The organism is Fulvivirga sp., from assembly GCF_040220315.1.
Lineage (GTDB): Bacteria > Bacteroidota > Bacteroidia > Cytophagales > Cyclobacteriaceae > Fulvivirga.
This window is the reverse complement of the sequence record NZ_JAVJUY010000363.1, coordinates 18862-31469: the sequence shown is the minus strand read 5'-3', so window position 1 is coordinate 31469 and position 12608 is coordinate 18862. Positions and strand designations below refer to the sequence as shown.

Sequence of the window (12608 nt, the reverse complement as noted above, 5' to 3'; positions counted from 1 at the left end):
TTGTCAAGTACCTTACATCTGCTAGTCATATACAATTAGTATAATTGTGTTATGAGCAAGACAAAGTTGATCAAAGGACACCCTTACGAGGCATATTCTAAAGAAACATACTCTAAAGAAGAGGTTATTGAAAATATCATTTTATCAGCATCAACAGCTCCTTCAGGTGCTCATAAACAACCATGGTCGTTCTGTGTGGTAAGTAACCCCGATTTAAAGAAACAAATAAGAGAGGCCGCTGAAAAAGAAGAATACGAAAGCTATAATGGGAGAATGACTGAAGACTGGCTTAAAGACTTAGAGCCGTTGGGCACCGACTGGCATAAACCATTCTTAGAAATTGCTCCTTACCTCATTATAGTATTTAAAAAGGCCTATGACATCTGTCCGGAAGGTAAGAAAAAGAATAATTACTATGTGAATGAATCCGTTGGGTTAGCGGCAGGGTTTCTTCTCACGGCCATCCATAATGCCGGTTTGGTAGCTTTAACCCATACCCCCAGCCCAATGAATTTCCTTACCAAATTGCTAGATCGACCTGAAAATGAGCGGCCAATGTTGCTAATCCCTATTGGCTACCCTGTAGAGGAAACATGGGTGCCAAACATTGAAAGAAAGCCCTTAGAAGAAGTGGCTTCATTTTATGAGTAGAAATACTTCGCAAAAAAACTACTGATCCATCATTTCTGAGAAATCCTCTACATCAAATTTAATATCATCTTCACCAATCTGATCAAAAGGATTTTCAAGATGGCCCTGAATATTATCCAAACTCACCAATATAAAACTAAATACAATAGGCATAGCATATTGTAAGCCTTCTGAATAATGTTCCGATACTGAAACAAAGTATGGGCCGTAAAGTATGGGGAATGAATAAATAAAAACTTTACTATACGCCCTAAGTGTAACTGGTGTGCGGTAGTGCAAAATCACTTTCAAGTTTTCCATCGCCACCATTATTTTACTTATGTATTGACTAACCCTAGACATCTCTCCTACCTGCAAACCATGATCTCTAAACTTTTTTGCGATCATAGAAAATTTAGAAATTTGTTCATAAATCAATCGCTCAGATTCATGCGCAGTCTGTGGTTTGCATACAAAAAAGTCCCGAATTCGAGAGTATATTTGAAGAAGTTCCAGTTTAATTTCATTCTGAAAATCCTTATCGTCACCCACCCAGTCTCGCGAAGCATGGTACAACGCAATAACGTGTGCTTTGAAGTCTCCTAAGAGTGAAAGGGCTCGCTCACGTCTTTTATAAGCACTATCAATAGAAAATACAACAGGAAACACTATAGCTATAGCTACTAATGTTAGCGGAAAATCTGCAACAATATGAAAATGATCGCATAGCCAGGTACTAACAACAGCAAGTATTGTTACTATAAAAGTTTTATAGTTTATGATTAAATAGAGGCTCTTTACAATTTTCATTGGGATTCTAAGTTATCAAGCGAATATAGAAAAAGGAGTTCATGTTAAGAAATTGTTAAGTAAACTAGTTAACTCGCATCATTACCTATTCCATAAATCTAACTTTTCTATATTTTTGCCGCTGAAATTAAATTAGTAGAAATGGGAAGAGCATTCGAATACAGAAGAGCAGCGAAAGAAAAGCGTTGGGACAAAATGTCCAAGGTATTTCCAAAACTTGCAAAGGCTATTACAGTAGCCGCGAAAGAAGGAGGAACAGACCCGGAAATGAATGCTAAATTGCGCACAGCTATTCAGAATGCTAAGGCTGAAAATATGCCTAAAGACAATATTGAAAATGCCATTAAACGTGCCGAAGGCAAAGATGCTGCAGAGTATACTGAAATAAACTATGAAGGCAAAGGGCCTCATGGTGTATTGGTATTTGTTGAGTGTGCCACTGACAATGCCAACAGAACAGTAGCGAATGTTAAAAGCTATTTTAGTAAAGCAGGCGGAGGGCTGGTACCCACAGGCTCTTTAGAGTTTATGTTTGATAGAACAGCGGTTTTTGAGTTTGTGAAAACCGAAGGGATGGATCTGGAAGAGCTTCAGTTGGAATTGATAGATGCAGGCATGGAGGAAATTGAAGAAAAGGATGATAAAGTCTTTGTTTATGGCGACTATACCAACTTCGGAAATATCTCGACTGCCTTGGAAAACTTAAATATTGAGGTTGAAAAATCTTCATTGAAACGATATCCAACAACTCCTGTAGAGTTTACAGAGGAACAAATGGAAGAGATAGAAAAAATGCTAGATAAGATTGAGGATGATGATGATGTACAGGCAGTTTTTACAAATATTGCCTAATGGATAAAAAAGCCATATCACTCTATAAAACAATAAGACTAATACATTGGGCATTGCTTACACCAATGCTTTTATTTGCTGTTTTTGCCTATATCAGTAATCTAGGTGCCGACCGATCAGACCAGAAAGGACTTGAAGTGCTCATATACTTGCCGTTGTTCATGATGGTGATGGCAATAACTGCTGGCCGTTTTTTGTACTCAAGAAATATTGCCAAATCAAGAGGAAAAGTATTCAATACAAGGCTGCAGATTTTCATGACTGCGACAATTATAAGAGACGCTTTTTATGAAGCTGCAGGTCTAACAGCTGGAGTGGCGGCATATATCACAGGTAATAACACGATCTTACTGCTTATTCCAATAATTCTATTGCAATTTTATGCCTCACGGCCTACACATCTAAAAATAGAAAATGATCTGGAAGCTACCCGAGACGAAATGAAAGCGCTGTGCGATTAGAAAATAATATCCTCGTACTTCTCATTGGTAAATGTACGGCAACTCAATTTTGCTTTTAAAGCACTCGGCTTAAACAATGATTTGCCCATAACAATTCTCACACACTCTTGAATGCCTTCTGTAATAGAAGGGTGCGGATGAACACATTCAGCCAGCTCTTCAATGCCCCTATCCATACTAATGAGAAGTGCTACTGCCTGTATTGCACTTGAAGCATGGTGACCTACCACACGCATACCCAATATCTTCATATCATCGTCATTAGTGACGAGTAATTTAATAAAGCCCTGCGTATTTCTTTTGGCAATTGCACGAGGTATACACGAGTAGTCTAGTGTTACTACCTTATAGGGTACTCCTTTTTTCTTTGCTTGAATTTCATTGAGTCCCACTCCTGCAACCTCAGGGTTTAGGAACATTATGGTTGAAATATTCTCGTAGACTAATTTACGCCTGGGTTTACCAAATATTTTTTCAACTGCATGTCGCCGTTCAAGTTCTCCCACATTAACTAGCGCAATATCGGCCGTTATATCCCCAACTGCGTACACATTCGAAACACTTGTTTGGGTTTCAGTATCTTCAATTCCTCGCTGGTTTAATGAAATAGGTACTGCATCTGCCCATAAATTTTCATAGTTAGGTACCCTACCCACAGATACCAGTGCTTTTTCAACATTAAATATTTCTTTCGACCCATCGTCATATTCCAGCTCGTATTGTACTCGGCCATCAACAACTTCCATCTTTATAAGCCGCGAATTTCTATGAATTAGTACACCACTTTCTTCCATGTTGCGCTCAATCACCTGTACAACATCTTCATCCTCAAAAGGTAAAATCCTATCCCCTTTATCAATTAAGTGGACTTTGGTTTTTCCAAAACCAGAGAATATGGTGGCATATTCGCAACCTATAACACCAGCACCCAGTATAACCATGCTTTCAGGAAAATCGCTAATGTTTTCAATACCTTCGCTGGTTAGAATTACCTTTTCATCGATAGGTATTTCTGGAAGTTTCCGAGGCCTACTTCCTGTAGCTAATACAACATAATCTGTATATACACGCTCTGTCCCGTTTTCGCCAGTTATTTCTATTTCATGATCAGTTAATAGCTTCGCACTACCTACTTTAAATTCTAGAAGGTCAGCAAATTGGGAATGCTGTAGCAAATCCATATGGTCTGACAGCAAATGCTTGCGATTGGCAATAGCAGCAACTACATCGGCCTTCACATCTTTGAACTTGATATCTGGTGGTGCTACATTAAACCTTTTTAACTGCTTGGTTAGCCGAGCAGTTTCTTTCGAGATTTCCCACCAGGTTTTTGAAGAAAGAGCCCCGTTAGTAACCCCGGCACCACCAATGCCATAGCGTTCAATAAGTAAAACCTTTTTCTTGAAGTCCAGTGCCCGCATGGCGGCAGCATAGCCTGAGGGGCCGGCACCTATTACTACTAGATCGTATTTAGTCATAATAACTACAGACAGATTATTTTTTCTAAATATAACTAATTATCAATCAAATCATTAACCTGATATGTAATCTGGAAAGTAATAGAACCAATCACCCTTCATTTCATTAAACGAACATCAATTTCTTATTTAGTTTATCATTTAGCAGTATTTTTACTTCATGAATCGATTCAAATAACTCCTCAAATGAATCGATGATAAAATACCTGTCTTGAAACACATCTTTTCTGTATGGTGTGTTTAATAGTTGATCAACATTGTATTCAAAGTGCTTAGGTTCATTACTTATACTAAATTTTGTTTCACCAGCTGAAGATAGAATACCAGCACCATAAATTCTTAATCCCTTTGATTCCCTTATTAAACCAAACTCAACTGTAAACCAATATACACGGGAAAGCAATTCAATAGCATGAGCATCGCCTGCATGCGATACCGCTATTTGGCTTAACGCTTGGAGAAAATCGACAAACGGTTGATTTACCAATAGAGGTACATGTGCGAAAACATCATGAAACATGTCAGGTTCCTCAAGATAATCGAGTTCGCTCATTTTTCTAAGCCAGGTGGTGGCTGGAAATTTCTTGTTGGCCATCAATTCGAAAAACAATTGGTCATCCACAATACCTTCCACAGCCACTAGCTCCCAACCCGTAGCTTCTCGTAATATTTTATTGGTTTTTTGAAAATTTGGTATCTCATCATTTGAAAACTGAATTATTTCCAAACCCTTTAAATATTCTTCTGTGGCGGCAATAGGTAGATTCTTAATTTGTCTGTCAAAAAGTATTCTCCATACTTCATGATCTTCGTCAGTATAGTTGTCATGTACCTGCTGCATGTTCTTCAATGTTGGAATAATTCGTTCCTGAGTCTTTTTCATAGTGTTAGTAGTTAAAAAATTGGCATTAAAAAAGCCCCGCTTTTGGAGCGGGGCTTATATATTCTGTTAATTATTTCGATTTAGATTAGAACATATAACACTTACTCCAAGAGGTTATTTCCTGGTAGTAATAATAATAGTAAGTGTTAAACGATTTGTTCATGAATTCAATGATAGAATGATTTTATTCAAAATCATACGATTTTTAAAAATAATTTTTATGTTTGTTATTACGTAACTATATACATTTTATGAATTACTTAGACCAACTTGGTGTACTTGCCCTAGGTACACGCCTCAAAAAAGTTTCTGATATGATCATGAATGATGGAATAGAAATGTACAAAGCGGCTGGTTTAAATTTTGACCCTAAATGGTTTCCAGTTTTTCATTTACTATCTACCCAGTCTCCTCTTGGGGTTGTGGAAATTTCAGAAAGGCTCAATATATCGCACCCATATGTAATTAAACTTGTAAAGGAACTCCAGAAGGCTGGATTAGTTACAAATAGCACAAATGCTAAAGATGCCAGAAAAAGATCCATTGAACTATCTGCTGCGGGTAGCAAACTCTTACATTCCATCACACCTGTTTGGAATGACATACACAATACCATTGATAGTCTACTTAGAGATTCCAAAAATACTTTGTATTCAAATCTAATTGAGTTAGAAAAATCATTTACCGAAGAAAGCTTTTTGCATCGTGTACTTACCACAAGAAAACAACGCTTGTTAGATGAAGTGGAAATAGTGTCTTATGAGCCATCACTAAAAGCGTATTTTAAAACATTAAACATAGAATGGTTGGAGAAGTATTTTACCGTAGAGCCCATTGACATTCAAGTACTAAGCGAACCGGAGAAATATATCATTGAACCTGGTGGCGCAATAGTTTTTGCCAAAGTCCAAGGCAAAGTGGTAGGTACCTGCGCCTTAAAGAAAAAAGAAGGTTATGGTTATGAACTTACCAAAATGGCTGTAACAGCATCTTCTCAGGGCTTACAAATTGGTAAAAAATTGGGCTTAGCAATAATTTCCATCGCTAAGGCTAAAAAGGCAGAATTGATTTTTCTTGAATCTAACCGAATATTAACACCGGCCATTACACTCTATAACCGATTGGGCTTTGTTGAGGCCACAACTCCATGGAAATCAGATTACCAGCGTTCCAACATATATATGGAACTAAAACTTTAAACATTACTTGGGATAAGTACCTCAAAACATGTTTGACCAGCTTTATTACTCACTAGTTTAATTTCACCCTTTAATACTTTTACCGCTGTTTTCACTGCATACAGACCCAATCCCGCACCTTGGATATATTCCTGGCCGACAAAAAACATATCGAAAATATGATCGGCTATGTCATCATCAATACCAAGCCCATTATCACTCACTTTAATACTTGCCATTCCATTATCAACCATACTTGCTTCAATTGTTAGCTCAGGTTTTTTTGCATTCCTGAATTTTACTGCATTATCAATAAGCTGGCTAAGTATTAATTTAACATTGTTCTGATCTGTGAGCAATACAAAATTATCTGATACAACAATTGTTGTTTTAACTTCACAATTCCTTTCTTCACATATTCTGGTAACTATTTCTTTAACGAGCGGTTCTAGATCTATTTTTGTTACGTTTAATTCAGAAGATTTAAGCCTGATGATATTGATAAGCCTGTAAAATAGCTCATTCATTTCATAAGCAGTAAGATTAAGGCGTTCCACCAATTCGAGTACTTTTTTATCTTCCGTTTCAAGAGAAATGAGATAGCTCAGCCCCTGAAGCCTGGCAATAGGCCCGCGCACATCATGCACAGACCTGTAAATGAACGTATCCAACTCCCGGTTTACATCTAGCAAATCCTGATAGGTAGATTTGAGCTGACTTGATCTTTCCGTTACAATATCTTCTAAACGAGTATTTATTTGCTGCAATTCGTTATTCTTTGATTCAATTTCTTTTTGCTGGGCTTCTATTTCCTCTTTCTGTGTCTCTATTTCTTCTTTTCTCATCAATATTTCAGAAGTACGCTCATCGATCAGTTTTTCAAGCAATAGTTTAGATTTCTTAAGAGACCTCACTCGTAAATTGTAACCCATAAATGCCAATGCCATTATCAAAATGGTAATGAGCGCGGTAAAATTTCTTGTCTGTGTGAAAAAAGGCGTTTTTGTAAAGGAAATGGCTGCGCCCTCTTGGTTCCAGATACCATCACTATTTGCTCCTATTACTTTAAACGTGTAATCACCAGGTGCAAGATTCGTATAACTTGTTTCTGGCACGCCTTCTGCATCTTGCCAGGTTTCATCAAACCCTTCCAATTTATATTTGTATTGTAGCTTGTCAGAAGCGACATAACTGAGAGCTGCAAATTTAATAGTAATTCGTTGTTTACCAGGCGCAATTACAACAGCGGAATCGAGTGAAATCACTTCATTTTCCACCTTGAATTCTTCAATAACCACCGGTGGTTTACGTTTATTCTGGTTGATATTTTCTGGGTCAATAACCTCAATACCTTCATTTGTTGCAAATAACAAAAGACCATCCCTTGTCTTAAAACTTGTACCTGATGAAGTGGCTGAACTGGACTGTAACCCATCTGCTTTGGTAAATTCAACTGAAGTTATTTCTGATATTTTTCCATCAAAATAATCGTTTAACTCATCTTTGGAAACTTTAAATACTGTGATGTTTTTCTGATTTGTCGTCATCCAGAAATTCCCCAAATCATCTTCTAATATTTGGAAAATGGTATTACTTCCGAGCCCGTTATGTGATGTTATGTGTTTAAATTCACCATCCTTGTATCGCGTTAAACCAGCATTACCACAGACCCATAATATGCCTTGCTTGTCTTCATATGTTTTAAATACAAAATCCCCGGCCATACCATCTTTCATATGATAGGACTCAAATTTTTCACCATTAAATAAATTTAGCCCATTACGTGTGGCGATTGCCATACGCCCATCTGATAGTTCATTGAAGTGCATGATATATTCATGGCTTAAACCTGTTTCTGGCGTATAGTTTTTTATAGAACCATTTTCGTGAATTACGCTGATGCCATTATTGGTCCCTACCCAAATTTTTCCTGATTTATCTTCGTAAATAGTTCTTACATTATCATGGACTAACCCATTGGTATCATTAAACTTTTCTACTCTACCATCTCTGGACTTCAAAAGGAACTCACCTGTACCTATCCATAAATTACCTTTCGAATCCCACAGGCCATATTTTAGTTTAGTCTCTGTAAACTTATACCCAATATCATATTCTACAATAGTGTTGTTTTTCAGATCCAGTTTGTTAATACCCAGTTCATGTACCACAAATAGGTTTTCCTGATTATCCCTGAAAATGGCATGAACAATATATGGGTAAGTAATATGTGATTTATCAATTGAATAATTGGTGAATTTTCCATTCCATAACTTGAACAATCCTTTTCTGTAAGTTGAAACCCAGATATTACCTTCATAATCGTTTATGATGTTGGTAAAATCATTATTATGCAATGGGCTACCTTTAGAGGGATAGTCGGCTATTCCATCTTTAAATCGGACAAACCCCTTAAACGTACCAACAAATACTGCCCGTGAAACTGGATCAACCAGTGATGAGGATACTACTTTATGGGGTAAGCCATCATCGGTAGTGAGATTTTCAATGCTATTATCAGCACTAATAATTGAAAGACCATCTTCGGTTCCTACCCATATACGATCATCATCGTACCTAACATAATTGATGGTATTACTTACCAAACCATTAGACGTATTAAATAATTTTAACTCTTTTGACTTTTTATAAGCATATAAACCTTCGCTGGTGGTTGCTACCCATAATGTACCTTCTTTATCAACATCCAGGCTTTTTAGCCGCTCTGTTTTTAATTGCTCTGGTGTTTCTGTATTCTCAAATTTATTATCTTTTAAATAACACAACCCATCGCTGGTTGCTACCCACAACCTGCCAGATTCATCCTGAACAACTTCTTCAATAAAATTGCTAGGCAGTCCATCAACAGTGGTATAAATGTGAACTGCATCATTTTTCACAGTTGCTAGTCCACCACCACTGGAAGCAGCCCAAATCACACCATCCTTATCTTCAAAAATATGTGTAAATGAATTGTTGGTGATTGAAGGTGTATTGTAGGAATTGAAATTTTTAAAATCACGGCCATTAAATCTGCTTATTCCTCCATATGATACCAACCATAAATAACCCGTTTCAGAAAAAAGAGTATGGATGATCGCATTGTCTGGTAGGCCATTCTTGGTAGTCCAATGTTCCAGATTATATTGATTAAGATTTTTGTTGATCTTGGGCGTTTGAGCAAAGCTGATAATACTTGCCAACATCACCCAACAAAGGCTGATCACTAATCTTAGTTTATGGAAATTGGCTATCAATAGAATTAAGTCTAGTATATCAATATCGTAAATAATAAGTTATCCTCAAACTTCATTGGCCAGAAGGATCATTAGAAGTTGAAAGCAGGTAGAAGTATTTTAAATAACAGCTCTAACATGACCTTAATACTCTATTTTTAAGCGTTCTACTATTGCCAATACTGCCGGGCACACGAGTGTGTTTTTATATGTTAGATGTAATATGCCAGACATTTTCTTTCTATTGGTATGAGGATAATCGCGACAAGCTTTTGGACGAATTTCATAAACGGAGCAAAAATTATCTTCGGTTAAAAACGGGCAGGGTGAACCATTTAATACATAGTCATTATCGTCATCAAGATGTAGATATTTTTCTATAACTCTCCAGGCTTGATTCTGAAGTGCATGGCAAGACGTTCTATGTCTTTATTCCGAAAAATGGGGCTGGTGGTTTTGCAGCAGTTTGCACAATTCAGGCAGTCAACTTCTTCGAACACCTCCTCGTGCAAGGTATGAAATGCATTATCAAGCTTTCTTGGGTTTGCATTTTTAAGTGATGAAAGAAATTTCTTGTTCTCTTTAGATTTATTGTTTGAAGCAAATTTGAACTGTTTCAAATCAATCATACTGGTGTTTATAGTATTTTGGTTCCTTCGATATCAAATAACAGATAAATTCCATAATATGAAAATTATTAACTATTTGAAAGCAGCATTCGGAATATTGGCTGTGTTGCCAAGTATTATTTACAGTCAAACGGTAACTCCTTACGCACCAGAGTTGTTTAGCTCAAGTACATCTGGCGCGGTTTGTGGATTTTCCAATAATGGAAATCTTATTTACTTTGTAAGAGAAGATATACTAAAAGACAAGTTGTTCATTTACCAGGCTGAGCGAAATGATAATCTATGGGTAAATGCCCAAATTCTCCCATTTTCCGGTGTTTACAACGACATGGGAGGAAGACTAACACCTGATGGTAAAAAGTTCTACTTTACTTCAGACAGGCCAGGTGGCTCGAGTAGAGAGAATGACGTGTGGAATATCTGGGTGTCGGAATTAACAGACAATAAATGGAGTAAGGCAAAGCCTTTAAAAGAAATCAATGACCTGGGTAATGAGTGCTGCGGAACACCGCTAGATAACTCAAACCTTCTATTTTCAAGTGATAACCTCGATGGGCGTGCCTGGTGGATCTACAATTGGGATGGAACTGAAATTACCACAATTAAAAACTTAACCATTAATGACGCATGGCAATGGCCTTCTTATTACGATCAGGATTTAAAATTACTATTTTTCAATAGCATGAAGAGGCCTGATACGCATGGTAAAGATGATGTATATGTATCTTTTTTGGACAATGGCAAGTGGGCTTCTCCTTTAAACATTGGGAACGTAGTAAATACAGAAATTTACGAAGATGGTGCCATATTATCCTTTGATAAAAAGATCTTACTATTTAATCAGCATACAGGCACTTCATCATCTCGGGTTATGCAAGTAGAATGGCAACCTATTTATGATCAAATTATGAATAGAGAATAGATTTAAATCAGAATATAACTTCTAAACAATAATGCTTAGGGAATTAGATTACTTTTACTTAAATCAACCAGAGCCCAATAAAAGTTGTTTGCTTGCCCTGCGCAGCATTATTTTGGATCAGGATGAGCATGTAACAGAAACTAAAAAGTATGGAATGCCCTGTTTCTGCTACAAGAAAAAAATGTTTGCATATTTATGGACTGATAAAAAAACAGAAGAGCCGTATATCTTGTTTGTGGAGGGCAAGCTTTTGGATCATCCCGATTTAGAACAAGGAAGTAGAGCAAAAATGAAAATATTAAAAGTAAATCCCACTAAAAATATTCCATTAAGTAAAGTTGAGATGCTTTTAAATAATGCACTTGACTTGTATCGCAGTGGTAAACTCAAAGTATGAACCTACAAAAGGAAATTAGAGTAATCAAAAACATTGTAAAGTGGGTTGTAATCATTGCGGCCATACTATTTATTGGAATATGGTCTTTTGTAACATTTTCTCCTGCATTTGGCGATGCTCCATCAGGTGAAGGTCTTGCAAGAGTTAATGCTTCAAAAAATTACAACGGTGAAGTATTTGTAAATCTCATTGAAACGAAAATTCAAACCCCTGACCCAGAGAATGAGCAATCCATAGCAGGCTTTCTTTACAGAATATTTTTTCCGCCAGAAGGCAAAAATCCAACAAAACCGTTGCCTACAAAGAAGCTGAATGGCAACGAATTGAAAAATGGTCAGTTTGTGTGGCTTGGGCATTCAACAATCCTTTTTAAAACTAATGGCAAGCATATTATAACTGATCCTGTTTTTTTTAATGCCTCACCTATTCCAGGTTCTTTGAGTCAATTTGATATGGAAAATAGGCCTTTGATTGCAGATTTACCTGAAAAAATTGATGTAGTACTCATTTCACATGACCATTACGACCATTTAGATTACCGAGCCATACTGGAACTGGATGAAAGGGTTGTAAGGTATTTAGTGCCGCTCGGTGTAGGTGCACATTTAAAACATTGGGGAGTAGATGAATCAAAAATTGAAGAAAAAGATTGGTATGAAAGTGTGCGATACTCTTCCATTAAATTCATATTCACGCCTTCCAGACACTTCAGTGGCCGTGGACTATCAGATCGATTTTCAACACTTTGGGGTAGTTGGGTGATACAATCCGATAGTCTGAATGTGTTTTTTAGTGGCGATAGTGGCTATTTTGATGAGTTTAAAAAGATAGGTGAACTGTTTGGGCCGTTTGATATAGCTTTTATGGAAAATGGCGCATACAATACTAACTGGAACGAAATCCATTTTATGCCTGAGCAATCCGTGCAGGCCAGCAAAGATCTCAATGCCAAGCTCATGTTCCCAATCCACTGGGCTAAGTTCGACCTTTCGGTGCACCCATGGAAAGAACCTATTTTACGAGCCAATAAAGCAGCCGAGTTAGATAGTGTAATTTTAGTAACGCCACTAATTGGTGAAGTTTTTACTTTGGATGCGCCTCCAAAGAAGGATTGGTGGGAATTTGAGTAATG

General features: G+C 37.0%; 13 protein-coding genes. 7 read left to right on the top strand and 6 right to left on the bottom strand.

The genetic code is table 11. The features are described from left to right. Nucleotides 1–51: 51 nt before the first annotated feature. The gene (locus RLO81_RS18820; RefSeq protein WP_350115447.1) at nucleotides 52–651 is read left to right on the top strand and encodes a nitroreductase family protein; all 600 of its coding nucleotides are present in this window, start codon (nucleotides 52–54) and stop codon (nucleotides 649–651) included. An 18-nt stretch (nucleotides 652–669) separates the two neighbouring features. Here the strand turns inward: RLO81_RS18820 and RLO81_RS18815 are convergent, their stop codons facing one another. Further along, on the bottom strand, nucleotides 670–1440 hold the full coding sequence (locus tag RLO81_RS18815) for a bestrophin family ion channel (protein ID WP_350115444.1): 771 nt from the start codon (nucleotides 1438–1440) through the stop codon (nucleotides 670–672). Between the two features lie 141 nt (nucleotides 1441–1581). Between RLO81_RS18815 and RLO81_RS18810 the strand changes: the two genes are divergently transcribed. Together RLO81_RS18810 and RLO81_RS18805 are read left to right on the top strand one after the other, a co-directional pair. Beyond that, nucleotides 1582–2292 (top strand): YebC/PmpR family DNA-binding transcriptional regulator, encoded by a 711-nt coding sequence (locus tag RLO81_RS18810; RefSeq protein ID WP_350115441.1) that lies wholly within the window; start codon nucleotides 1582–1584, stop codon nucleotides 2290–2292. Further along, nucleotides 2292–2753, top strand: a complete 462-nt coding sequence (locus RLO81_RS18805; RefSeq protein WP_350115438.1) for a hypothetical protein — start codon at nucleotides 2292–2294, stop codon at nucleotides 2751–2753. The genes RLO81_RS18810 and RLO81_RS18805 overlap by 1 nt, the downstream gene beginning before the upstream one ends. Here the strand turns inward: RLO81_RS18805 and RLO81_RS18800 are convergent. Then, the gene (locus tag RLO81_RS18800; RefSeq protein ID WP_350115435.1) at nucleotides 2750–4231 is read right to left on the bottom strand and encodes a dihydrolipoyl dehydrogenase family protein; all 1482 of its coding nucleotides are present in this window, start codon (nucleotides 4229–4231) and stop codon (nucleotides 2750–2752) included. The genes RLO81_RS18805 and RLO81_RS18800 overlap by 4 nt on opposite strands. Before the next feature lie 106 nt (nucleotides 4232–4337). Next, nucleotides 4338–5114 (bottom strand): phenylalanine 4-monooxygenase, encoded by a 777-nt coding sequence (locus RLO81_RS18795; protein ID WP_350115432.1) that lies wholly within the window; start codon nucleotides 5112–5114, stop codon nucleotides 4338–4340. Nucleotides 5115–5365: 251 nt separating this feature from the next. On the opposite strand from RLO81_RS18795, the gene RLO81_RS18790 reads away from it, so the two are divergent. Beyond that, nucleotides 5366–6313, top strand: a complete 948-nt coding sequence (locus RLO81_RS18790; protein ID WP_350115428.1) for a bifunctional helix-turn-helix transcriptional regulator/GNAT family N-acetyltransferase — start codon at nucleotides 5366–5368, stop codon at nucleotides 6311–6313. Here RLO81_RS18790 and RLO81_RS18785 read toward each other — a convergent pair. From RLO81_RS18785 to RLO81_RS18775, 3 genes are all read right to left on the bottom strand, one after another. Then, nucleotides 6310–9519 carry a sensor histidine kinase gene (locus RLO81_RS18785; protein ID WP_350115424.1) on the bottom strand — a complete coding sequence of 1070 codons (3210 nt, stop codon included), beginning with the start codon at nucleotides 9517–9519 and terminating at the stop codon, nucleotides 6310–6312. The two genes, RLO81_RS18790 and RLO81_RS18785, sit on opposite strands and share 4 nt — an antisense overlap. A 153-nt stretch (nucleotides 9520–9672) precedes the next feature. Beyond that, the gene (locus RLO81_RS18780; protein ID WP_350115512.1) at nucleotides 9673–9909 is read right to left on the bottom strand and encodes a YkgJ family cysteine cluster protein; all 237 of its coding nucleotides are present in this window, start codon (nucleotides 9907–9909) and stop codon (nucleotides 9673–9675) included. After that, the gene (locus RLO81_RS18775) at nucleotides 9906–10157 is read right to left on the bottom strand and encodes a YkgJ family cysteine cluster protein (RefSeq protein ID WP_350115421.1); all 252 of its coding nucleotides are present in this window, start codon (nucleotides 10155–10157) and stop codon (nucleotides 9906–9908) included. Before RLO81_RS18775 ends, RLO81_RS18780 begins: the two co-directional genes overlap by 4 nt. Before the next feature lie 58 nt (nucleotides 10158–10215). Here RLO81_RS18775 and RLO81_RS18770 point away from each other — a divergent pair, with 58 nt between their 5' ends. The 3 genes from RLO81_RS18770 to RLO81_RS18760 are packed head-to-tail and all read left to right on the top strand — an operon-like array spanning nucleotide 10216 to nucleotide 12606. Continuing rightward, nucleotides 10216–11079, top strand: coding sequence for a TolB-like translocation protein (locus RLO81_RS18770; protein ID WP_350115418.1), 864 nt, complete (start codon nucleotides 10216–10218; stop codon nucleotides 11077–11079). Nucleotides 11080–11110: 31 nt separating this feature from the next. Then, entirely contained in the window at nucleotides 11111–11476 is a 366-nt protein-coding gene (locus RLO81_RS18765; protein WP_350115415.1) for a DUF1801 domain-containing protein, read from the top strand. Then, entirely contained in the window at nucleotides 11473–12606 is a 1134-nt protein-coding gene (locus RLO81_RS18760; RefSeq protein ID WP_350115412.1) for an MBL fold metallo-hydrolase, read from the top strand. The genes RLO81_RS18765 and RLO81_RS18760 overlap by 4 nt, the downstream gene beginning before the upstream one ends. Nucleotides 12607–12608 lie beyond the last annotated feature (2 nt).